The following is a 21,517-nucleotide window of genomic DNA, read 5'->3' on the forward strand; positions in this document are numbered from 1 at the left end:
CCCTGTTACGCTAGATTCATTATAACACATTTCCTAAGGCTGGATGCCAACGGATTGGACGAAGCGCATGAAAGCCTCCTGCCCTTCCTCTGTTCGCTTATAAACTCCAGCATCCTCCAATACACGGCTGAAAATTTGCCCAACCGATGCCTGAACTACTCCTTCCACCGTCTCAGCGGTAACATCTGGATTCTGGTCTTTGAGTTGATTGGCCCACTCCTGATGATAGGCAGCAACCTGACAGTTTTCTCCTAGTAGGAAAAGTTCTACCTGTTTGAGTTCTTCCTTGAGCCGAGGCGGCAGAATAGCCAGCCCCATCACCTCAATCAGACCGATATTTTCTTTCTTAATATGCTGCACATCCCTATGAGGATGGTAAATGCCGTCTGGGTGTTCTGGCGACGTTTGATTGTCCCGCAAGACCAAGTCTAGCTCAAAAGATCCATCTTTCCTGCGGGCAATCGGTGTGATGGTATGGTGAGGCTCACCCTCAGACTCTGCCAACACCTGCACACTTGGGTCAGAATAAGTCCGCCAAGCTTGCAAGATCTTGTCAGCCAACTCAATCAACTGTTCCTTCTTCTCAGATTTCAGCCGAATGACGGACATGGGCCACTTGACTATACCTGCCTCTACTTCTTCAAATCCTCTAAAAGTAAAGCTGCAATCCAGCTCTGCTATTTCCATAGGGAAGGTATGACGTCCGCCCTGATAGTGGTCGTGAGTCAGGATAGAGCCGCCAACAATAGGCAGGTCGGCATTTGAGCCAGCGAAATAGCCTGGAAAGGTCTCAACGATGTCCAACAAGCGCTCAAAGGTCAGCCGGCTAATCGCCATAGGAAGGTGCTGGCTGTGCAGAAAGATGCAATGCTCATTAAAATAGGCATAGGGCGAATACTGAAAGCCCCACTCCTGTCCAGCCAAGTCAAAGCGGATAATCCGATGATTGGCGCGGGCTGGGTGATCCAAGCGACCCTGGTAGCCTTCGTTTTCCATGCAGAGTTGGCAGGCTGGATAGTTACTATTCTTAGACTTTTTAGCTGCCGCAATTTCCTTAGGATCCTTTTCTGGCTTAGAGAGATTGATGGTGATTTCCAAATTCCCATAGGAAGTTGGTGCTTTGAAAGCAATGTTTTTAGCAATAGCCTTGACCTTGATATAATCGTTCTTTTGACTAAGCTGGTAAAAATCAGCCACAGCTTGCTCGGGATTGGAGGCATAAGTCGTCCAGAAGTCCCGATTGAGCTGGCTAGGGGCAGGTGTAATCAAGTCCATGAGCTCAGCACCAAGGATTTCACGCGCAGTCTGTCTATCCTCAATCGTCTCTAATCTAACTGCCTCCTCAACCAGCTGGTCCTTGAGGTCAATCAATTTATCCAGATCAGTCTCAACTTCCAAAACACCTTCTCCCACTCGTGCCAGAACACGATTGATCAGGTAGATTCGATCTATTTCCTCAAAGGTACTTTCTGCAATGACTTCTGTGATAAATGCATCTAGAACTCCCTGACTCATTGATTCTCCTTCCTACTTTCTAAATAGTCTCTGACAGCATCTAAATCTTGAAAAACTTGTTCTGTTTTATTTAAGAAAGACTGTGCTGGCATTTTTAAGTCTGGAATATAAACAACTGGTATCCCAGCTCTATACGCTGCTTCAATCCCTGCTTCACTATCCTCTAATACTAAGCAATTCTCTGGTAAAACATTCAAATCACTACAGGCCTTTAAAAATATATCAGGGTAAGGTTTGCTTCGCTTTACATCTTTTGCAAAAACTAGATGGTCAAATAGGGACAGTATACCATTACTATCCAAAATTATTCTAGCTCTAGATTCAACACTTGAAGTTGCTAGAGCGATTGGAATACCTTCTCTTTTCAAAAAAGCAAGCAAATTTTTAGCACCTTTTTTTAAATTTACACCTTTGGCTAATATTCGAGCTTCCAGTTCATAAACTTTTTCCAAGGTTTGGTCAAAGTTCCAAGGTAAATCATAGGTATCTAAAAATCGTTGAACATTCTCCTCTTCCCTATGTCCACTGTATTCTCTAGAATATGTTTCTTCTGTGAAAGGAATTCCAAAATCTTTAAGCAATTCTTGATAAACTTTTAGAGAAATGATCTCAGTATCAGCTAATAAGCCATCTAAATCAAATATTACAGCGTCCATTTACTTCTCTCCTAGTCTAAAACTCGTGTCCCCGATGCAACTTCAGCGATATAGAAGCTTGGAGCGTATCCAACTACTTCCTCATAGCGTTTGCCAACTGCTTCTTTGAAAGAATCCACCGCATCCTTAGCAACTAAAGCAATGGCGCAACCACCGAAGCCAGCTCCGGTCATACGAGCCCCCAGAACAACTTCTTGCTCCCAGGCCGTGTGAACCAAGGTGTCCAGCTCTAGACCAGTCACTTCATAGTCATGCTCCAATGAAACATGAGACGCATTCATGAGACGGCCAAACTTTTCAAGATCACCTGCCTGCAAAGCGGCCCTCGCTTGCAAAGTGCGCTGATTTTCCAAAACAGCATGGCGAGCCCGTTTGAGACGATTTTCGTCCTCTATTAGATAGCTATACTCGTCAAAGGACCACTCGTCCAACTCACCCAAGGTTGCGATAGATAGCTTACGGTTCAGTTCTTCAACAGCTTTTTCGCACTCAGCACGGCGTTCATTGTATTTAGAGTCCGCCAGTTCACGGCGTTTGTTGGTGTTCATGATGACAACGACATTGTCTTTCAAATCAAGCGGCACCAAGTCGTATTCTAGAGTGTTGGTATCTAGGTAAATAGCACGTTGGTCTGCACCCATACCGATGGCAAACTGGTCCATGATACCAGAGTTGACTCCAATAAAGTTGTTTTCTGTTTGTTTTCCGATTTTAACCAAATCCAAACGGTCTAGTTTTAAATCAAAGAGATGCTCTGCCACAACACCAGTCAAGAGTTCCAAAGATGCTGATGATGACAAGCCAGCTCCATTTGGGATATTCCCATAAACATAAAAATCAAACCCTTTGTCAATCACGTGTCCAGCTTCTTGCAAGAAATGAAGAACCCCTTTTGGATAGTTGGTCCAGCTGTGCTCTTTTTCAAATTTGAGGTCAGCTAGAGGAACTTCTATAATGCCCTTGTCCTCAAAGTTGGCTGAGTAAAAACGCAAGACTTGGTCGTCACGCTTGCGAGCCGCCCCATAAGTCCCCAAAGAAATAGCCGCCGGAAAAACGTGCCCACCGTTGTAGTCTGTGTGTTCACCAATCAGATTGATACGACCTGGTGAAAAGAAAGTTTGGTCTGCTTCTTGACCAAAAACGGCAAGAAAGTCTTTGCGAAGGGCTTCAGTAGTAAGATCTTGTGTCATATGAATTCTCCTTTGACTGTCGTTAAGTCATCTTAACGTGTAATCGTTTTCTTCTATTGTATCTAAGGGATTTACCAAGGTCAATCCTTTTTACTGAACTTTTACTAAACTATCAGTAAAAAGCAGAAAAATATGATATACTAACCTAAAAGGAGGAGAATTTATGGCTACCTTAAAAGACATCGCACAGCTAGCCTCTGTCTCTATCGCGACCGTATCTCGTGTCCTCAATCGCGACCAGAGTCTATCTGTTACAGAAGAAACCAGACACCGTATTTTAACTGTCGCTGAAGAACTGGGCTATACCAAGCACCTCAAGACAGGCGAATCCCATAAGCCCAAGCAAAAAATTGCCATTATCCAATGGGTCAGCGAACAAGGGGAGTTGGACGACCTCTACTACTACCAGATTCGTCTCGGTATTGAAAAAAGAGCCCAAGAGTTGGACTATGATATCTTGCGCTATTTTAACGACCATCCTTTTACACTGAGCGAGGAAGTAATCGGGATACTCTGTATTGGAAAGTTCAGTCGATCACAGATCTCTGTCTTTGAAGAATACCAAAAACCTTTAGTCTTTATAGACAGTGATACCCTCTCGTTGGGACACACCTGTATTATTACGGACTTTTACACTGCTGTGAAACAAGTTGTAGACCATTTCCTCAGCCAAGGTATGAACCGTATCGGAATTCTCACAGGTCTTGAAGAAACAACCGACCAGGAAGAAATCATCCAGGATAAGCGACTAGAAAATTTCAAAGACATTACCCAAGCAAATGGAATCTACCATGGAGAACTGGTCTTTCAGGGGAGCTTTACTGCCCAATCTGGCTATGACTTGATGAAGGAGGCCATTCACAAGCTAGGAGAACAACTCCCACCAGCCTTTTTCGCTGCCAGCGATAGTTTAGCCATCGGTGCCCTTCGTGCTCTCCAAGAAGCTGGAACCAGCCTACCAGACCGCGTCAGCCTCATTTCTTTTAACGACACTAGCCTGACCAAGCAGGTCTATCCTCCTCTTTCTAGCATTACCGTCTATACCGAAGAAATGGGCCGAGCAGGTATGGATATTCTTAACAAGGAAGTTCTCCACGGTCGCAAAATACCTAGCCTAACCATGCTGGGAACCAGACTGACTTTGAGAGAAAGTACGAGGAATGAATAGGATAACAAAACGACCTCTAGCGAGATCGTTTTTCTAATGATGATGCCCATGCTTCTGCTCTATGGTTCTCACCCTCCGCCTATGTTGCGCATGATTGCTTTGACTGCTGTCCACTTCAATAGTGATATTCTGCACGCCTCTTTCTTCTAAACATTGACGCACCACTTCTTTGGTCTCAATCATCTGCTCCCAGTCCTTGATACAAATGTGAACAATAGCATTATTCTCCAGACCGTCCATGGACCAAATGCTAAGTTGATTGACACTGTTGACATTGGGTAGAGCCTCTAAATCCTTCTCCAAATCACTTGTCTCGACTCCTTCTGGCACAGCATCTAGGAAAATCTTCAGTGCGCTCCAAAAGCGAGGAATGGCTTTCGACAGAATAAAGATAGAAATAACCAGCGATAAAAGCGGATCGAGGATATACCAATCTGTAAATCGGAGGATAATCGCCATTAGGATGACGGCCAACCAACCAAGAGTGTCTTCCAAAAAATGCAAGCTAAGAATTGACTCGTTCTTTGTCTTTCCTTTACGGACTACTAGACTAGCTAGCACATTAATAGCCACTGCAATGATTCCCAGCCATAGGATACCATTTTCATTAACGGGTTGAGGGTGAACGATCTTTGTGACATTTTCCAAGATCACTAGGACAGACCCTATCATAAGAATCACAGCCGTTAGCATGGCCTCTAAAAGACTAAAACGATTATAACCCAAGGTGTACTGCCTATCTTCTTCACGATTGGAGATCGTTTCTAAAAGGGCTGAGATACCAATGGCCATAGCATCTCCCAAGTCATGAACAGAATCAGCAAGAACTGCACTCGAACCAAAGATTCCTCCTGCGATAAACTCAACAATCGCATAGCTTAAATTTAAGAAAAAAGCTAACCAGATAGATGTTTTAGAACTCATTTCTCTCCCTCCTTTGGTATAATGGGTATATACATACTTCTTTCATTTGTATTATCTAATAAAATTCAAAGAAAGGATAGAAGCAAACTGTCAGCCCTGTTCAGTTCTGAACAGTTTGTCTCAAGTGTCTATATGTCAAAAAGAGATCGTCGAGTCAGTAAGACTAAAAAAGCCATCTATCAAACTTTTTTACAACTTTTGAACGATAAGGGCTATGATGCCACTACTGTCCAGGATATCATTGACCTAGCAGATGTTGGACGTTCTACTTTTTACTGTCACTATGAAAGTAAGGAACTCCTTTTAGATGAGCTCTGTCGCTACCTCTTTCATCATCTCTTTGAAAGGGAAGGACACTTTACTACCGAGGACTACCTCGCACATATCTTTTTACATTTTCAAAAAAACTAGGACCATGTCACCAGTCTTCTTTTTTCCAAAAACGACTACTTCCTCCGCCAACTACACAAGGAACTCGAACACCACGTTTATCCCATGGTAGCGGGTGACTTGCAAGAGGCCTATCCAAACATTCCGGCCTCCTACCTTCAACATTTTGTTGTGACGAACTTTATCGAGACCCTAACTTGGTGGCTAAAAAAAGGAAAATCTTATACCGAAGACCAAGTGGTGAGATTTTACCTTGATGTAATGGAGATGACCTCTACAACTCCACTTGATAACTAATCCTGTAACTCAGAAAGGAACCAACTATGTTAACTTCGATGATTCTAGGAATACTAACAATTGTACTAGCTCTCGCCTTCTCATTGCTTCACCTTGCTGCTGCTTTTTCAGCCATAAAACAAAAAAACTACTGTCTAGGAAATAAATGCATTTTGGTCGGCAGCTGCATCACCTCTCTGGCTCTAGCTATCTTTTACTTCGTTCCGCTTGCAACCATTCTTATATGGATTGTGGGCTCGAGTATCGTCTGCTATGGAGCCTACTGGAACGGCCAACAGAAAGAAAGTCAACATATCTCGCACCACATCGTTCGTATAACGAGCGCTATTATCATTACGGTATTATTCATTTTGCTCTAACACAAAAAAGGATCATCTGATCCTTTTTTACTTTTTTAAGCACTCTTTGCTGCCTTGCTCCACTGATACCACCCAACTAGACTATTGATCAAGTAAATCAGGTATTTTCCTTGAATTTGCAGGCTTTCTCCCCACCAGAGATAGATAGAAAAGACATTGGTAGCTGCCCAGAATATCCATTGTTCACGGTAAACAGCTGTCATGAGGATTTGCCCAACCCTATTGGTCGCATCGGTGATGGAATCGCGATAAGGACGATTGGCTCCGATAGACTGATAAATGAACCCAAATACCAACCACCAAAGAACACTAATGGAAAGATACTTGGTCCAACCCTTGCCGTCCAGTTTACGCGCGACAAACTCCTGCTTTTCTTTCTTGAACTGTGCTTGGTAGATCCACACTAGAAGTCCAATTGGCTGCATGGCCGTAAAGTAGAGTGTCGTCAGCACCTCACCATAGAAGCCTTTTTGAAGGGCAAGCACCAGATAAATGATGGAATTAATCAAACCAAATAGGTAGTTACTAGCACGACCTTCAGCTTCTCAAAGAGCAGAAAAAAGGTTAGTAAGGCTTGAGAGATGAATCATTTTAAAGGCAAACAATTCCAACAAGACGTCATCATTGTCGCTGTTGGTTATTACCTACGTTACAATCTGAGCTATCGTGAAGTTCATGAATTGCTTTATGACCGTGGAATAAATGTTTGTCACACTACGATTTATCGGTGGGTTCAAGAATACAGTAAAATCCTCTATCATCTCTGGAAAAAGAAAAATAAACAGTCCTTCTATTCGTGGAAAATGGATGAAACCTATATCAAAATTAAGGGGCGTTGGCATTATCTCTATCGAGCGATTGATGCGGACGGTTTAACATTGGATATCTGGTTACGAAAGAAACGTCGAGCAGACGATAACAGCTATAAGTTAGAAGATACCGCCTATCAAGAAGATAAAGCACGCAAAGCAGAAACCGAAGATAAGCTAGCTATTGAAGCAATGAAAAGCAAGTACACCACGCTATTGCTAGAAAATATGTTGCTAAGTCCGTTTGAAATGCAAGATACAAAAATCATGGCAGGATTGCAAGTCCATGTTTACCCCCTCTATGACGAACTGAAAAAATTAAGAGGGCTAAATAGTGTTAAAGACCACTTGTCTTATGTTGCCAGCAGACGTGAAGAATATTCTAAGCATAATATCGCACGCTACCTCAAAAAAGCCATTGAACAATATCTACCAACGGTTAAAAGGCAAGACTTAAACCATGAGTGAAGACTTAAAAACGATCAAAGAGCTGGCGGATGAGTTGAGTGTTACAAAACAAAATATTTAATATCACTACCAAAGGTTACCAAAAGAATTACAGCTTAAAAGTTCCAATGGGTCTAATCTAATAAATTCTAAAGCAGAAAAAATAATTTTAGGTAAATTAGAAAGTAGTAGCAAATCAAATACCAAAGACCAACAAATAAGTAGCAAAGACCAACAAATAGAAAAACTAACTAATTTGTTAGACCAGTAACAACAATTAGCCTTGCAAGATAAAAAGTTGCTAGAAGAATACAAGGCGGAAAATGATAACTTAAAAGCCCTCAAAATGCCCTCACAGGAAACAGAATTCAAACACTTAGACAATCAATATAAAGATGAAGTGAACGCTCTTAAAGAGAAGTTGAAAAATTTACAAGAAAAAATCAAAGATCAAAAAAGGATAGAAGAACAAGAAAAACCAATAAAATGGTGGGGACTATGGCGAAAATAGATGATTCAGTTAAAAAGAAAGTTCCAGAATTGCGATTTAAAGGATTCACGGATGAATGGGAACAGCGTAAGTTGGGAGACGAAGTTCGAATAGTGATGGGACAGTCTCCTAATTCAGAAAATTATACTGATGATCCTAATGGGCGCTAAAAATGCGAAGACCTATGAAGACCTATTTTGTATTAGTCAAACAAAAAATCCAAAAGAAATGGTATATGATTATGACCATGAAACAAAGTAAAATCAAACCGAGTGATCTGAGGAAGCACCCGATGATCATGAAACGTTATTAAACACAAAAGTCACCCATGTGAGTTCTTGCCAGAAGCTGAAGTTAATCCTTCAACCTGGAAAACCCGCAGAGGTGACTTTTTCTATACATCTCGATTTTTCTGGCAATAATCATTAACCGATAAATATGTCTGTGAATCACCCAGCGACTCCGCTATGTCCATAATCCGCGGTGGTAGTAATCCCACTCGCTGGACAAGTTCGTGATTGCTGAACAATTCCCGTGGACTGCCGGCGAAGCCAAACTTCCCGTGTTCCATAACATACACCGACTCAAACTCGGCGGCGACCCAATCCATGTCATGGGTGATGGTCACAACTTGGTGGCCCGAATCAGCCAACTGATGGAAAATTGCGGTCAACTTGCGCCGGCTTTCCCAATCAAGCGACATCATCGGCTCATCAAATAAATAAATCGCCGGATCCACTGCCAAAACTGTGGCAACGCTCAACAGCTTGCGTTCCGACAATGACAGGTCATATGGACTTTCAGCTGTTTTATCATCCAAGCCAACTCTTTTTAGAGCCGCTAAAGCCCGCCTCGTAATCGTGTCGTGGTCATCCATGACCTGCGCGACATTCCACTCCACCTCTCGTTGAACGGTCGGGTTGAAAAGCTGATCGTCAGGATTCTGAAAAGTAATCCCAACCTTCAGTAACTTTTCGACTGGTTTAAGATCATTAAAATTTTCTCCATCGATCTTAATCACACCGGTTTGTGGTGTCAGCAAACCCGTCAACAATTTGAAGAGCGTTGATTTGCCGGCACCATTTTGGCCGACAATCGCCACCATCGGATCGGCGAAGTGTTTGTCTTCAACATCCAAGCTAAAGGACCGTTCCGGATAAGTGAACGTCAGGTGGCTCAGTTCAATTGTGGACATAACGAACCTCCTTCAGATCAGCGTAATTCACCGGATACCGGCCATCAGCCAAGTGCCAATCCATTTTTTGAGCAAGTTGCTGGATTGTCGGGGCTGGAATCTGCCAGTCAGCTACCAAATGATTAAACACCTCACCCGGCCTGCCCTGGGCTACCATTTGACCCTCGTGCAGCACCCACACAACGTCGGCGACTTCGCACAAATCGTCAATTTCACTGGTGACAATGAAGACAGTCGTCTCTTTGACTTGGGCCAGCCATTGGAAAAATTGCCGGCGGCCAAGGGGATCCATCTCACTGGTCGGATCATCCATAATCAAAACAGCCGGATTAGCCACAATCGCCGTGGCAATTGCCAACCGCTGGATCTGACCACCGGAAAGGCTCTCGGGACGCAAATTCAGCTGTTCAATCAGCCCCATTTGCGTGGCAACTTCTTCAACCCGTTTTTGAATCAGTCCTTCAGCCATTCCCTGATTAATCAAGTCAAAGGCGATTTCATCGGCAACCGTGTCTGCCAACCCGCTTAGTTGGCCAGCTGGATTTTGCAGTACAACTCCATTCATGGCATTATAAACGGGCCAATTGTCAGACACTCGCTGGCCAAACATGTGCCAATCGCCCTCAATCTCAGCAGACACAATTTTGGGAATGACCCCTGCCAGCACACGGCACAAAGTCGATTTGCCGGAGTGGCTATTCCCGATAATCCCAACCACCTGGCCGGTATGAACCTCCGCGTTAATCTGACGCAGTTGTGGTTGCTCAGTACCCGGATAACGGGTGGTCAAATTTTCAATTACAATCCGTTTATCTTCGTCCATATCTTCCACCCAATCAATAAAATTGCCAATCCAGTCAGACCAATGTGCAGCGTCCGCGACAGGCGATACACGCGCTGGGAGGTTCTGACAGTCCGGTTGAGATTATCAAAACCTCTCAGTTGGAGAGAAATCGACCGCGTCATCGATTGATCTAAGGTCTTAATCACCAATGGAATTAGAACCGGCAGGACTGACTTTAATTTCTGAATCAACGTTTTTTGCGGATTGGTTCCGCGAACTTTTTGTGCCTGCTGGATTTTCCGCATATTGCGCATCATTTCCGGCAAAATATAACACACCGACATCAGAACGTAGACGGTTTTATAAGACAATCCGGACAGTTCCAAATAGGCCGCGTTTTCTGAAATACTCGTGGTCACCATAAAAAAGCCACTGGTCAAAATAATCACCAATACTCGACAACCCAGAGTGGTGGCGTAAATCAGGCCTTCTTTGTAGAACGACACCCCAAGCACAGAAAACAGCACAGTTTGATTCCGACTGTAAAATAACCCTTGGATGATCAGCATGGTGCAAATCAGAAACAGGCTGAATCCCAGCGCCTTAAAGGTGGTAGAACTCAATTTGGAAAATAACAATAGCAGTGTTGCGACAAGAATTAATCCGGCCTGAAGCAATAAATTCATACTGGCAAAGCTCAACAACGTCATGTCCAAGATGAACAAGAGCTTAGTAATCGGATCGATCACCTGGTACCACTTGAGCTTGACCCGTGGCGCTCCAGAAATCATTGTTTTATCAGTCATCATTTATCATCGCTAAAGAAGTGCACCATCCGCTTCGGCAGCTGACGATAGATGAAGAATGCCAGGTAGGCCACGCAGACTTTATCCAAAATATCCAAGACAAACTCATCGGTAAATGAGGCCAGCCACACTGGTGCATGATTGGCGACCATTACCGCAAACAATGAGTCACCCCAAGCGATACCGGTCTGACCACCCCAAAAGATGACGTTGAGTGGCGTTGAAATGACAGCTGAAACGATGGCAATAATAATAGCAGAAACAAATACTCGTCGCGCTGACGAGAACCACCCATTGGCGTGCAAAACTCCGACAGCAATCCCAATTCCGATGCTGGTAATCGCATACACGGTTGAAATTGGCGATAAGGTCAGCCCATAGATCACGTTGTTGATGAAACCACTAATGGCACCGGCAACCGGCCCAGCCAACATGCTGGCAAGAAAGGTTCCCAAAGACCCCAGCCAAACGGGCAACTTTAACCCCTCCGCCAAGGCTTTGGCAACATAGTTAATCCCCACGGCAGCGGGAATCAAAGTCATGGTGGCAGCACTTAACTTAAATTTCCACATACTGGTACGATGAATCGGTTCTGTTTTCATAATCTTCTCCTTTTGTTTTTAAAGAGCCGTGTCTGGATAGACTTTCGGACGCAACGCTCTATTATATATCTACTGAACTGTCTATACACAAGATTTCCATCCTTAGTCGACATGAGCTGGAAATCTTTATTTGTTAAGTAGTTCACAACACATTATACACCTATTCTCTGAATAGTCAAGTGTCTTTACAGTAAAATTTTAGAAAATCCTGAAAATTTTCTCTTCCTTTCCATTTTAAGTGACCTTCAGTAACTCTAACATCAAAAAAGCCCAGACAAAAATATCTGAGCATTCTTCTATATAGTCGTTTAAGGAAGTTGAGTTCAGCATTTTCAAGCTATTTCTTCAAGAAACCTTGTTCTTGCAAAAATTCCTTGGCTACTTGTTCTGCTGGCTTGCCTTCGACACCGACTTGATAGTTAAGCTGGCTCATCTGGCTTTCTGTAATCTTACCAGCCAATTTATTAAGAACCGTTTCCAACTCTGGATGTTTCTTGAGAAGAGCTTCTTTCATCAGAGGAGCCCCTTGATATGGTGGGAAGAGTTGCTTATCATCTTCCAAGACCTGTAAATCATAACGCGCCAACTCTGCATCGGTCGAATAGGCGTCCGTGATTTGAATATCCCCTGACTGAATCGCCTGATAGCGAAGGGCTGGCTCCATGGTTACTACATTGAGATTGAGACCATACATTGATTGCAAGCCCTTATTTCCATCTTCACGGTCGTTAAACTCAAGTGTAAAGCCTGCCTTCAGCTGCCCTTCCACTTTTTTCAAGTCCGAAATACTCTTCAAGCCATATTCTTGAGCAATCTTTTTCGGAACAGCTACAGCATAGGTATTTTGATAAGACATGGGTTTGAGATAGGCCAGATGATCCTGTTTGGCAATTCCATCACGCGCCACTTGATAAACCTGATCTGGTTCATGACCTACTTTAGGTGCTGGTTGAAGCAAACTTTCAGTCACCGTACCAGTAAATTCAGGATAGATATCAATATCACCTTTTTTCAGAGCTTCATAGAGGAAGCTTGTTTTCCCAAAATTCGGTTTAACAGTCGCAGTCATACTGGTATTTTCTTCAATCAGCAACTTATACATATTGGCCAAAATTTCGGGTTCTGGTCCCAATTTTCCAGCAATCACCAAGTTTTCTTTCTCTTTTTGAGCTAAGAGTGCTGGACTATAAGACAGACCGAGCAATATGGTCACCAAGGCAAAACCAGAGAAAATCGTCCGCAATTTTGCTTTTTCCATCACTTTTAGTAGGAAGTTAAAGGCAATAGCAAGCACTGCAGAAGAAAGTGCCCCAATCAAAATCAGACTGGTATTATTGCGGTCAATTCCCAAAAGGATAAAGGAACCCAGTCCCCCTGCCCCAATCAAGGCAGCCAAGGTTGCCGTGCCGATAATCAAAACCGCTGCCGTCCGAATCCCAGACATTATGACAGGCATGGCAAGTGGAATTTCAAACTTCTTGAGACGCTCCCATCTGGTCATCCCAAAGGCAATCCCAGCCTCTTGTAGACTTGGATCAATTCCCTTTAGCCCAGTGATGGTATTTTGCAAAATCGGGAAAATCGCATAAATCACTAGAGCCGTCAAAGCAGGCAAGGTTCCAATTCCCATCAAGGGGATAAAGAGTCCCAACAAGGCTAGAGACGGAATGGTCTGGAAAATCCCTGCAATCTGCAAGACCCAGTCCGCCAACTTCTCATGATAGCGAAGATAAACAGCCAAGGGAATAGCAATAAAAATAGCTAGTAATAAGGTCAAAAGAGACAACTTCAAATGTTGAGATAGAGCAGTTACCCAATCACCAAAACGATCCTGAAAAGTTGATATCAAATTAGTCATGAACACTACCTCCAAACAAGTCTGCTACAAAGTCCGTTGCAGGCGCCTTTAAAATCGTCTCAGGATTCGCCACCTGACGAATCTCTCCATCCTGCAAGACAGCAATACGGTCCGCCAATTTTAAAGCCTCATCCGTATCATGGGTCACAAAGATTGTCGTCATTCCAAACTGGTCATGGATACTCTTGGTCAAGCCCTGCAATTGCTTACGCGAGATAGCATCAAGAGCTGAAAAAGGCTCATCCATCAGTAGGATTTTGGGTTGAGCGATAATGGCACGGACAATACCCACCCGTTGCTGCTCACCACCAGACAGCTCACTCGGCATACGCTGAGCATACTCTTCAGCAGGCAAGCCTACTAACTCCAGCAATTCATCGGTCTTCTGCTCAATATCTGCCTTGCTCCATCCTTTCATTTCAGGAATGAGAGCAATATTTTCAGCAACCGTTAGATTGGGGAACAGAGCAATAGCCTGTAAAACATAACCAGTAGAAAGGCGCAGCTCACGCTCATCATAGTCTTTGATGCGTTTACCATCCATATAGATATTTCCATCAGTTGGTTCCAAGAGACGGTTAATCATCTTAATCATGGTCGTCTTACCGGACCCAGAAGGCCCAACTAAAACCATGAACTCCCCATTCTCGATCCGTAAATTAACATCTCTCAAGACATCTTTTTCTGTATAGCGTAGCGCTACATTTTTATATTCAATCATTGTTTGTCCTCAATTTAAAATTTTCCTCGGTTCGTCAAGTCTTCTACCTTAGGAATGACTTCCTTATTGTCCCAATGCTCCACAATCAAGCCGTTCTCCAAACGGAAGATATCGTACTGGGCATAGGCAACTCCGTCAATATGAGTCTGGCCATAGCTAACCACATAGTTTCCTTGTCCCAAAAGCTGGAAAACAAAGTCGAAAGCAATACCATGTTCAGCCACATAGTTTTTATAAGCATCACTTCTTTGGCCAATCTCATGATTATGCTGAATCAAATCGTCCGCCACATAATCACTCCACTGCTCCAGTTCCCCATTTTGGAAAATTTCTGTCAAGAAACGGCGAACCAATTTTTTATTTTCTGCTGTCTTGTCTAAATCCGTGACTTCAAAATCTCCAAAGATCTGGTCTAACTGTCCATTTTCCGGAGCACGATAGTAGTCAATAACATCCCAATGCTCCACGATACGGCCATTCCCATCCGCACGGAAAGTATCCGTTGTCACCCATTGAGCTTCCCCGCCATTGAGATATTGATGGACATGAACGAAGACCAGATTGCCATCCTCAATGGTGCGAACAATCTTCATCTCACGCTCGGGATAACGCTCAAAGAAATTTGCAAAAAAAGCCGCAAACCCTTCTTTCCCATCTGGCACACCTGTCGAATGTTGGATATAAGTATCCCCTACAGACTGAGCTTGAGCCTCAGCAACTCGTCCGTCTTGAATAGCATGAATATATAGATTTTGGGCATTTTCAACTTGTTTTGACATGATTTATGCCTCTTTTTCTTTCAAATTTGCTAAAATGCGTTCCTGATAACTTTCAAACTGACGAATTTCTTCCTCTGAGAAGCCTTTATAAAAAATAGCATCCAATTTTTGACTGATACGATGGCCCACTTCTTTCTGAGACCAACCCCGCTCTGTCAACTTTACATATTTTTTTCGCTTGTCTAAACCACACTGACTAAAGCTCACCAAACCCTGTTCTTCCAACTTTTTCAGCATAGTCGTCAGCGTATTATTGGCTAGTCCTGTCTCCAGCGCAATATCTGTCGCCGTCGCGCAGCCCGTTTCACTATTCCATAAAACTGTGAGAATCTTGCCCTGCTCACTTCGATAAAGGGCTTCAGGATCCTGATTCAGTAACTTTTGAAAAATTCGCCCATTCAACAAACGAATATGATAGGCTACTAAATGACTGTCTTTCATACTTCCTCCAATTTATTTCTATATCGAATCGATTTTTAATTATTGTAACACCAGATATTACATCTGTCAAGAATTTTGTTCTATTTTGATACAACTTAAAAATATGTATAGAAAAAAGCAGGTTCAACCTGCTTTAAAATCTAAAATTTATTGTTTCCGATTGATGTATCTGTTGAACAAAATGGTCATAATTTTCAGCTTCTTGAGGGATAAGAATGGACCACTTTTTCAAGAATGCCCCGTAACCTGCTAATTTACCTATGTCATTATCAACAAACTTCTCCACGCTTGGGAAAATAAGACCGGCTGTTTTAGCTTCTAAAATGTATGCATAGGAAATCAGTTGATATAAATCCTCACGATTGATTCCTTTTTCAGTAAATTCTAGTTTTTTATATTTGGCATCTAGTACGATTTTTAAATCTTTATGATAAAAGTCTGGATAAATTTTTCGACCATGACTGCTAAATACAGAAATGCCATCTGTCTTTTCTTTATTTCGTGGATGGATAAATCCTTTTGGCAACAAGGTGTAAACATACTCTTCCCAAAGCCAGGCAACATCAAAGAGAATGCCATGCACCCTTTGGGTTTGTGACCCAAGACCATGCTTTTCTTTACTCAGAATCATCAAACAGAGTTCCTGTAATTTTCTATATTCTCGAAAATAGGCATGACGGACAGGTTTAGTTTGATTTAGTCTGATAATCTTAACACGATCAGCTAGTTTATAAGACGGAGTCACGCGGATAATTTCTGTTACATTTTCACGATTAGCATCAAACACTCCACTTCCAATTGTTTTCTGATTCTTAATATACTCAATGGTGTGTCGAATCAGCTGCATCAATGGATTATCATAAGTAAACTCTCTAGTAGTGTAGGAAATATTTCCCATAAAAGGAACATTTTTCTTAAGATGATTTCCTACATCAATCGCTCCCTTTACATGGCTATCATTATGAAAAAACCTCTGGTACTCCTTATAGAACCCTTTTCTCAAAGCCACTTGCAGATATTTTGGAAAGAGGTAAACCAATAGTTGATAGAGTTTATCTTCGCTAGATAAACCAACATCCAAATTAGTGAGATTGATATTGAGGACCTTCTGCAAGAGATAATGTAAAAAATAGTCGTTATTAGCATTTGAAAAACGAGAGGAAATCGTTAATCTTTCCTGACCGTAACCCAGAAAACCAATCACATTTCCTGTCTTAATATTCTGATTTACAGTTTCAAAAATTTTCTGGTCCTTGTCCAAGTCAGAAGTATTTTTCAAGTCATTTGGAAAAATGAAAATACTATCCTCTTGAGAAAGGCTTTCTAAAGTTCTATCTAAAAGTACCTGACTAATTTTTGGATAGATTTCAACAAAATCCTCTTTTTTTATAAGTTGCTGATTATCTGTTATCCGTATCGTCATTTCCATCGCTTTCATTGTCACCAGTTATTGACTGATTGGTTTGCTCATTGCTTGTCTTATCAAATGCCTTTTTCAAAGTTTCCAACGTTTCAACCTCTTCATAAGAACCTCGCAAGTAGTCCTCTAGGAGTGGTTTAATATAATCAGACCAGAGCAATTCATAGTCAAAGTCTACTTCCTGCAACTTAAGGAAATAACTTGGTCCAACATGGTAATGACTACTGAGCTCTTCTACTTTTTCTATGGAAGCATTCAAGTTTCTTAGACGAATTTTCGCTTCTTCTGCTCCATCTCCAAGAGGTTCATCAAGCATTCCAAGCTGACTTTCAGCTGTAATTTCTACAAAACGGAAACGACGGCGCATGGCAAAATCAAAGGTATCTACCGAGCGGTCAATATCATTCATTGTTCCGATGATGTAGACATTTTCAGGAATATAAAACTTCTCATTAGTTTCATGTAAATTAGAATACTGGGTAGAAACACTCCCCATTTCACCACGATAACCTGGGTCAATAGAGAAAAAGAGTTCACCAAAAATCTTAGAAATCTCCCCACGATTGATTTCATCAATGATGAAGACGAATTTCTTGTCTGTATCAATTTCTGTTGGAGAAATATAGTCTTTTAGACCAAATTTTTTTCTTAACGTTTCAAGAACTTTTTTCCCCTGACTACGATAATAAGTCTGTTTTAAATAATTTTCATCTTTATAGAGTTCATAGACATAGGACTTAGTCAAAACTGTCCCTTGACTTTTGCTCTCATAATTGACATTAAAATTATTCCGGCTATTAACAGTAAGATAAGAAAAATCAGTCAAACGCTCTTTTTCATCTCTATTATTTACATATTCAAGATAATCATTCCAAGCTTCATCAAAATTATCTTGTCCTCCTGTTTTTTGAGCTTCGTTAGCTTTGTGACAAAATTTCTTAAAAATACCATCTTGTAACTCAAAACTTATCTGGCTATTATCATTAGAAACAGGTCTCAACCCCTCTACAAAATCCGTATAATCATAGGATGGGTGAAATTGTACAAATCCGATTTGGTCTTCGTTGCCACCCGTTAACTCCTTAGCAATTTCTTTAGCAAGATAAGTTTTTCCTGTGCCAGGAGCACCACGAAGGATGAGGTTTTTGGATGAAAGTAAAATATTCTTATACTCGTTGATATTTTCTGATGCGTTTTCCTCGTTTTGAACATCTGAAATCTCATCCTTTTCAATATTAAAATCCACATATAACTCATCAATACTTGAATATGGTAATGCAGATACTGTTGTATTGTCCCATTTCTTAGTTCCAAGAGAATTTAACTGGAAATCACCAAATTTACTAATCGGTATGATTTCAAATCGTCTTGGAAATCCTTCAAACTCACTATCTTCAACATATTGATAAGGACCAATTATTTTAGCCAAAAAAGAAGCCCGTAGATTCTTCCTAGGAACTACTACTAAATCTCCTATACTGACACCATGTTGGAGGAGTGCTACTTGATTCTCTTGTTTTCTAGGTCTTTCTTCCCCATTATAAGGATAATTTTTTTCTTCTATATTATCAAATCCGATATATAGAACATTATCCTTAAAAGCTTTCTTATGCAATTTTATGTTAGTAGTTCCGCCAACTGAAATTTTCCAGACTCTTATATTCGACATAAATGCCTCCATTTTCACATTAACATATAATACCTTTTTATATAATAACACTATTAAAGAAGCAAAACAAGGAATCAAACAAAAAGCCCAGTGTAAAGAGGAAATCTCCCTCTCGCACTGAGCTTCTTTTTATCTTAGTAATATTCACCCTGACGGTAATCCCATGAGTTGAAAGTATCGGACAGGTGCATCATAATTTTGTCAATGTCCAAGCCTTTGCGGATGACCACTGGTGCTGGTGAGATGGAACGTTGGCCACCTTGTTCTGGAATCAGTTTTCCATCCTTGTCAACCATTGAGACCATAACACCTTGCTCATAGCGAGTTTCAATGGTCTTGTCTGGCTGGATAGAGGCTACATAGTCATCTGCTTCAATGACTAGGTCAACTGCGTTTTCGATGCGCTCGCCAATTCCTTCGACCTTGCCGCGGTTCCCTTTACCAGATGGGTTGGCTGAGGAAGCATAGACCATCTTGCCTTCTTCCCAAAGCTTGGCTGCCAGCTGCTCGCCTGCCTTACCAAACTTAATAACAAAACAGCTAGTGCCACGAACATCTGTCATCAGCTCTTCACGACCGTCGCCATAGGCTTTGAGCTTTTCGAAAGCTTCTGGCTTCCATGGAAGAATACAACCCAAGAGGATATCTTCATCCCAATGCTTTTGATAAAAAGCCTCAATTTCCGGATTGAGCTGAGCCAAAGCACGGAGCTCATCCATACTGCCACAGAGGACAACACCAGGCTTATTACGATTACGTGCCTTAGCTTCGAACTTACGCTCCAAACCTGCCTTATCACTGGTCATAATGATGTAACCTACCTTAGTCGGACAAACGATACAGCCCCCATCTCCTTTAAGAATGTCATAACCTTCTTGTGAAAGAGTTCCGTTCCATTGAATGTGTTTTGTCATAAGTTTATTCCTTTTCTATTAAATTAAGATTTATTTTACCATATATTCTTATCAGAGACAAGATATATTTAGAATTTTCTGAATATATCAAAAATATGGTTACTGCCAATAAGATGGACGATTTTTTTCATATTCTGCAATCAAATCCTCATACTGCAGGGTAATACCGATATCATCCAACCCGTTGAGGAGCTTGTGCTTCCATTCTCCATCAATGTCAAAGGAGAATTCTCCCACCGGTGAAAAAATCTTCTGCTGCTCCAAATCCACCGTCACTTGATCCGTTGGCTTTAGATTCGCCAAAGCTTGCCGAACTTCCAGTGGCTGGACGATAGGCAACATGCCGTTATTAAGTTCATTGTTGTAGTGAATATCCCCGAAAGATCCGGCAATGACTACCTTGAAGCCATAGTCAGCCAAGGCCCAGGCAGCGTGTTCCCGAGAGGAACCCGCTCCGAAATTGTCCCCTGTAATCAGAATAGTCGCCTTGCGATACTCTGGTCTATTAAAGACGAAATCAGGATCTTCCGTGTACTGATTGTCCAGATAGCGCCATGCGTACATGAGATACTTTCCAAAGCCTTTTTTATCAATCAACTTGAGAAACTGCTTGGGTAAAATTTGGTCCGTATCAATATTATCGTTCATGAGTGGGACTGTTGTCCCTGTATAGATTGTAAATTTTTCCATAAACCTTCCTTACTGGATCTCCGGTAGCTGACGGACGTCTACGAATCGTCCGGCAATAGCTGCCGCTGCTGCCATGGCAGGACTGCAAAGATGAGTCTTAGCTCCAAAGCCTTGCCGATCCTCAAAGTTCCGATTACTTGTAGAGGCACAGTGAACTCCATCTGGCACCTTATCTGGATTCATTCCCAAGCACATAGAGCAACCTGGATCGCGCCACTCAAAGCCTGCATCCATGAAAATTTTATCCAGTCCCATCTTTTCAGCAGCCCGCTTGACCGGACGAGAGCCTGGTACGACGATAGCTGTTAGATTGGGAGCAATGTGCTTACCAGCGACAAACTTAGCTGCCAGCTGCAAATCGCTGAGTCTAGCATTGGTACAAGATCCGATAAAGATATAACCTAGGTCAATATCTTCTGCTTTCTTACCCGGGGCGAGGTCCATGTAATTGTAGGCTCGCTCGTCGTTCATGTCACGTATTTCTGGGAAAGCAGCACCGAACTCTACTCCCATAGAAGGATTGGTTCCCCAAGTCACCATTGGTGCAAGCGTGGAAACATCAATCTCAATGACCTTATCATAGACAGCATCAGGATCACTGACAAGAGTCTTCCAATCAGCCACCGCCGCCTCAAAGTCCTTGGGAGCTCCGGGCCGACCTTGAACGTAATCATAGGTCTTCTGGTCGGGATTCATAATGCCCATCTTGGAGCCAAACTCAATAGACATATTGCAAATGGTCATGCGCTCTTCCATGGTCAGATGGTCAATCGCATCACCTGCATACTCGACCACATGACCGACACCTGCAGCCACACCATATCGAGCAATCAGAGCGAGGATAAAGTCCTTGGAATAAACACCTTTCGGTGGCACTCCGGTAAATTTGACCAACATTTTCTTAGGCTTGACTTGCCAAATGGTCTGCGTTGCAAAGACGTGCTCCACCTCCGAAGTACCAATTCCAAAAGCAATAGCTCCAAAAGCTCCGTGAGTAGCCGTGTGACTATCACCGCAGACGATGAATTTGCCTGGCTGGGTCTTGCCCGTTTCGGGTCCAACCATATGGACAATCCCCTGCAATTCTGATCCGTGAGCCGCATGCTCAATGCCAAAATCCTTGACATTCTCAGAAAGCTTATCAATCTGAGCCTTGGAAATCACATCCCTGATATCATAGATATTGACCGTAGGAACATTATGGTCAAAGGTTCCAAAGGTCAAATCCGGCCGTCTAACTTTGCGCCCTGCATCTCGAAGTCCTTGAAAAGCCTGAGGGCTGGTTACTTCATGAATATAATGCTGATCCACATACATAAGCTGGGGCTGGCCTTCTTGACCAGTTATTACGTGCCTTTCCCACAGCTTATCAAAAATCGATTTTCCAGCCATA

Annotated in this window: 22 protein-coding genes and 3 pseudogenes; 7 read left to right on the plus strand and 18 right to left on the minus strand. The window is 42.3% G+C overall.

Annotated elements, in window-relative coordinates; translation table 11 throughout:
• Positions 1 to 33: 33 nt before the first annotated feature.
• The 3 genes from galT to HMPREF2780_RS08420 are packed head-to-tail and all read right to left on the minus strand — an operon-like array spanning position 34 to position 3,361.
• The gene (gene galT / locus HMPREF2780_RS08410; protein ID WP_070493754.1) at positions 34 to 1,515 is read right to left on the minus strand and encodes a UDP-glucose--hexose-1-phosphate uridylyltransferase; all 1,482 of its coding nucleotides are present in this window, start codon (positions 1,513 to 1,515) and stop codon (positions 34 to 36) included.
• Positions 1,512 to 2,171 (minus strand): HAD family hydrolase, encoded by a 660-nt coding sequence (locus HMPREF2780_RS08415; RefSeq protein ID WP_105026495.1) that lies wholly within the window; start codon positions 2,169 to 2,171, stop codon positions 1,512 to 1,514. The genes galT and HMPREF2780_RS08415 overlap by 4 nt, the downstream gene beginning before the upstream one ends.
• An 11-nt stretch (positions 2,172 to 2,182) precedes the next feature.
• Entirely contained in the window at positions 2,183 to 3,361 is a 1,179-nt protein-coding gene (locus HMPREF2780_RS08420; protein WP_105026496.1) for a galactokinase, read from the minus strand.
• 163 nt (positions 3,362 to 3,524) lie between these two features.
• Here HMPREF2780_RS08420 and galR point away from each other — a divergent pair, with 163 nt between their 5' ends.
• Positions 3,525 to 4,529 (plus strand): DNA-binding transcriptional regulator GalR, encoded by a 1,005-nt coding sequence (gene galR, locus HMPREF2780_RS08425; RefSeq protein WP_105026497.1) that lies wholly within the window; start codon positions 3,525 to 3,527, stop codon positions 4,527 to 4,529.
• A gap of 33 nt (positions 4,530 to 4,562) precedes the next feature.
• Here the strand turns inward: galR and HMPREF2780_RS08430 are convergent, their stop codons facing one another.
• Positions 4,563 to 5,453 (minus strand): cation diffusion facilitator family transporter, encoded by an 891-nt coding sequence (locus HMPREF2780_RS08430; RefSeq protein ID WP_105026498.1) that lies wholly within the window; start codon positions 5,451 to 5,453, stop codon positions 4,563 to 4,565.
• Between the two features lie 132 nt (positions 5,454 to 5,585).
• Between HMPREF2780_RS08430 and HMPREF2780_RS08435 the strand changes: the two are divergent.
• Together HMPREF2780_RS08435 and HMPREF2780_RS11795 are read left to right on the plus strand one after the other, a co-directional pair.
• Positions 5,586 to 6,140 (plus strand): annotated as a pseudogene (locus HMPREF2780_RS08435) (TetR/AcrR family transcriptional regulator).
• A 26-nt stretch (positions 6,141 to 6,166) separates the two neighbouring features.
• A complete protein-coding gene (locus HMPREF2780_RS11795; RefSeq protein ID WP_045634974.1) occupies positions 6,167 to 6,499 on the plus strand; it encodes a hypothetical protein in 333 nt (110 codons plus the stop codon).
• A gap of 35 nt (positions 6,500 to 6,534) precedes the next feature.
• On the opposite strand, the pseudogene pnuC reads toward HMPREF2780_RS11795, so the two are convergent.
• Positions 6,535 to 7,041: pseudogene (pnuC, locus tag HMPREF2780_RS08445) on the minus strand (nicotinamide riboside transporter PnuC); the annotation flags it as partial.
• A 39-nt stretch (positions 7,042 to 7,080) separates the two neighbouring features.
• On the opposite strand from pnuC, the gene HMPREF2780_RS11850 reads away from it, so the two are divergent.
• The 4 genes and pseudogenes from HMPREF2780_RS11850 to HMPREF2780_RS11655 all read left to right on the plus strand — a co-directional run bounded on the left by HMPREF2780_RS11850 (position 7,081) and on the right by HMPREF2780_RS11655 (position 8,415).
• Positions 7,081 to 7,776 (plus strand): IS6 family transposase, encoded by a 696-nt coding sequence (locus HMPREF2780_RS11850; RefSeq protein ID WP_105026499.1) that lies wholly within the window; start codon positions 7,081 to 7,083, stop codon positions 7,774 to 7,776.
• A pseudogene (locus HMPREF2780_RS11880) lies at positions 7,769 to 8,026 on the plus strand (plasmid replication protein). Before HMPREF2780_RS11850 ends, HMPREF2780_RS11880 begins: the two are co-directional and overlap by 8 nt.
• Positions 8,027 to 8,038: 12 nt before the next feature.
• A complete protein-coding gene (locus HMPREF2780_RS08460; protein WP_061595774.1) occupies positions 8,039 to 8,266 on the plus strand; it encodes a hypothetical protein in 228 nt (75 codons plus the stop codon).
• A complete protein-coding gene (locus HMPREF2780_RS11655; protein WP_001062367.1) occupies positions 8,254 to 8,415 on the plus strand; it encodes a hypothetical protein in 162 nt (53 codons plus the stop codon). The genes HMPREF2780_RS08460 and HMPREF2780_RS11655 overlap by 13 nt, the downstream gene beginning before the upstream one ends.
• A gap of 224 nt (positions 8,416 to 8,639) precedes the next feature.
• On the opposite strand, the gene HMPREF2780_RS08465 is transcribed toward HMPREF2780_RS11655, so the two are convergent.
• The 13 genes from HMPREF2780_RS08465 to leuC all read right to left on the minus strand — a co-directional run bounded on the left by HMPREF2780_RS08465 (position 8,640) and on the right by leuC (position 21,516).
• Complete coding sequence (locus HMPREF2780_RS08465; RefSeq protein ID WP_000103848.1) at positions 8,640 to 9,440, minus strand: energy-coupling factor ABC transporter ATP-binding protein; 801 nt, start codon at positions 9,438 to 9,440, stop codon at positions 8,640 to 8,642.
• Entirely contained in the window at positions 9,427 to 10,263 is an 837-nt protein-coding gene (locus HMPREF2780_RS08470) for an ABC transporter ATP-binding protein (protein WP_020901625.1), read from the minus strand. Before HMPREF2780_RS08470 ends, HMPREF2780_RS08465 begins: the two co-directional genes overlap by 14 nt.
• Entirely contained in the window at positions 10,239 to 11,030 is a 792-nt protein-coding gene (locus tag HMPREF2780_RS08475) for an energy-coupling factor transporter transmembrane component T (RefSeq protein ID WP_172455862.1), read from the minus strand. The genes HMPREF2780_RS08470 and HMPREF2780_RS08475 overlap by 25 nt, the downstream gene beginning before the upstream one ends.
• A complete protein-coding gene (locus tag HMPREF2780_RS08480; protein ID WP_012000350.1) occupies positions 11,030 to 11,632 on the minus strand; it encodes a hypothetical protein in 603 nt (200 codons plus the stop codon). The genes HMPREF2780_RS08475 and HMPREF2780_RS08480 overlap by 1 nt, the downstream gene beginning before the upstream one ends.
• Positions 11,633 to 11,969: 337 nt before the next feature.
• Positions 11,970 to 13,490, minus strand: a complete 1,521-nt coding sequence (locus HMPREF2780_RS08485; protein WP_105026500.1) for an ABC transporter permease/substrate-binding protein — start codon at positions 13,488 to 13,490, stop codon at positions 11,970 to 11,972.
• Positions 13,483 to 14,211, minus strand: coding sequence for an ABC transporter ATP-binding protein (locus HMPREF2780_RS08490; RefSeq protein WP_105026501.1), 729 nt, complete (start codon positions 14,209 to 14,211; stop codon positions 13,483 to 13,485). The genes HMPREF2780_RS08485 and HMPREF2780_RS08490 overlap by 8 nt, the downstream gene beginning before the upstream one ends.
• A gap of 14 nt (positions 14,212 to 14,225) precedes the next feature.
• Positions 14,226 to 14,990 (minus strand): nuclear transport factor 2 family protein, encoded by a 765-nt coding sequence (locus HMPREF2780_RS08495; RefSeq protein WP_105026502.1) that lies wholly within the window; start codon positions 14,988 to 14,990, stop codon positions 14,226 to 14,228.
• A 3-nt stretch (positions 14,991 to 14,993) separates the two neighbouring features.
• The gene (locus HMPREF2780_RS08500; RefSeq protein ID WP_061586081.1) at positions 14,994 to 15,431 is read right to left on the minus strand and encodes a MarR family winged helix-turn-helix transcriptional regulator; all 438 of its coding nucleotides are present in this window, start codon (positions 15,429 to 15,431) and stop codon (positions 14,994 to 14,996) included.
• 133 nt (positions 15,432 to 15,564) lie between these two features.
• Positions 15,565 to 16,869 (minus strand): McrC family protein, encoded by a 1,305-nt coding sequence (locus HMPREF2780_RS08505; protein WP_105026503.1) that lies wholly within the window; start codon positions 16,867 to 16,869, stop codon positions 15,565 to 15,567.
• A complete protein-coding gene (locus HMPREF2780_RS08510; RefSeq protein WP_105026504.1) occupies positions 16,832 to 18,520 on the minus strand; it encodes an AAA family ATPase in 1,689 nt (562 codons plus the stop codon). The genes HMPREF2780_RS08505 and HMPREF2780_RS08510 overlap by 38 nt, the downstream gene beginning before the upstream one ends.
• A gap of 134 nt (positions 18,521 to 18,654) precedes the next feature.
• On the minus strand, positions 18,655 to 19,434 hold the full coding sequence (locus HMPREF2780_RS08515; RefSeq protein WP_005590290.1) for an L-threonylcarbamoyladenylate synthase: 780 nt from the start codon (positions 19,432 to 19,434) through the stop codon (positions 18,655 to 18,657).
• Positions 19,435 to 19,533: 99 nt separating this feature from the next.
• Positions 19,534 to 20,124: a 3-isopropylmalate dehydratase small subunit gene (gene leuD, locus HMPREF2780_RS08520; protein ID WP_002897735.1), complete on the minus strand. Its 591-nt coding sequence runs from the start codon at positions 20,122 to 20,124 to the stop codon at positions 19,534 to 19,536.
• A 9-nt stretch (positions 20,125 to 20,133) separates the two neighbouring features.
• Positions 20,134 to 21,516, minus strand: coding sequence for a 3-isopropylmalate dehydratase large subunit (leuC, locus tag HMPREF2780_RS08525; RefSeq protein ID WP_070493771.1), 1,383 nt, complete (start codon positions 21,514 to 21,516; stop codon positions 20,134 to 20,136).
• Position 21,517 lies beyond the last annotated feature (1 nt).

Source organism: Streptococcus sp. HMSC062B01, assembly GCF_001811085.1.
GTDB lineage: Bacteria > Bacillota > Bacilli > Lactobacillales > Streptococcaceae > Streptococcus > Streptococcus gordonii.

Bases quoted from the DNA above. Each gene is read 5' to 3' on its own strand.
- galT (WP_070493754.1), bottom strand. From the start codon at position 1,515: ATGAGTCAGGGAGTTCTAGATGCATTTATCACAGAAGTCATTGCAGAA.
- HMPREF2780_RS08415 (WP_105026495.1), bottom strand. From the start codon at position 2,171: ATGGACGCTGTAATATTTGATTTAGATGGCTTATTAGCTGATACTGAG.
- HMPREF2780_RS08420 (WP_105026496.1), bottom strand. From the start codon at position 3,361: ATGACACAAGATCTTACTACTGAAGCCCTTCGCAAAGACTTTCTTGCC.
- galR (WP_105026497.1), top strand. From the start codon at position 3,525: ATGGCTACCTTAAAAGACATCGCACAGCTAGCCTCTGTCTCTATCGCG.
- HMPREF2780_RS08430 (WP_105026498.1), bottom strand. From the start codon at position 5,453: ATGAGTTCTAAAACATCTATCTGGTTAGCTTTTTTCTTAAATTTAAGC.
- HMPREF2780_RS11795 (WP_045634974.1), top strand. From the start codon at position 6,167: ATGTTAACTTCGATGATTCTAGGAATACTAACAATTGTACTAGCTCTC.
- HMPREF2780_RS11850 (WP_105026499.1), top strand. From the start codon at position 7,081: ATGAATCATTTTAAAGGCAAACAATTCCAACAAGACGTCATCATTGTC.
- HMPREF2780_RS11655 (WP_001062367.1), top strand. From the start codon at position 8,254: ATGGCGAAAATAGATGATTCAGTTAAAAAGAAAGTTCCAGAATTGCGA.
- HMPREF2780_RS08465 (WP_000103848.1), bottom strand. From the start codon at position 9,440: ATGTCCACAATTGAACTGAGCCACCTGACGTTCACTTATCCGGAACGG.
- HMPREF2780_RS08470 (WP_020901625.1), bottom strand. From the start codon at position 10,263: ATGGACGAAGATAAACGGATTGTAATTGAAAATTTGACCACCCGTTAT.
- HMPREF2780_RS08475 (WP_172455862.1), bottom strand. From the start codon at position 11,030: ATGACTGATAAAACAATGATTTCTGGAGCGCCACGGGTCAAGCTCAAG.
- HMPREF2780_RS08480 (WP_012000350.1), bottom strand. From the start codon at position 11,632: ATGAAAACAGAACCGATTCATCGTACCAGTATGTGGAAATTTAAGTTA.
- HMPREF2780_RS08485 (WP_105026500.1), bottom strand. From the start codon at position 13,490: ATGACTAATTTGATATCAACTTTTCAGGATCGTTTTGGTGATTGGGTA.
- HMPREF2780_RS08490 (WP_105026501.1), bottom strand. From the start codon at position 14,211: ATGATTGAATATAAAAATGTAGCGCTACGCTATACAGAAAAAGATGTC.
- HMPREF2780_RS08495 (WP_105026502.1), bottom strand. From the start codon at position 14,990: ATGTCAAAACAAGTTGAAAATGCCCAAAATCTATATATTCATGCTATT.
- HMPREF2780_RS08500 (WP_061586081.1), bottom strand. From the start codon at position 15,431: ATGAAAGACAGTCATTTAGTAGCCTATCATATTCGTTTGTTGAATGGG.
- HMPREF2780_RS08505 (WP_105026503.1), bottom strand. From the start codon at position 16,869: ATGAAAGCGATGGAAATGACGATACGGATAACAGATAATCAGCAACTT.
- HMPREF2780_RS08510 (WP_105026504.1), bottom strand. From the start codon at position 18,520: ATGTCGAATATAAGAGTCTGGAAAATTTCAGTTGGCGGAACTACTAAC.
- HMPREF2780_RS08515 (WP_005590290.1), bottom strand. From the start codon at position 19,434: ATGACAAAACACATTCAATGGAACGGAACTCTTTCACAAGAAGGTTAT.
- leuD (WP_002897735.1), bottom strand. From the start codon at position 20,124: ATGGAAAAATTTACAATCTATACAGGGACAACAGTCCCACTCATGAAC.
- leuC (WP_070493771.1), bottom strand. From the start codon at position 21,516: ATGGCTGGAAAATCGATTTTTGATAAGCTGTGGGAAAGGCACGTAATA.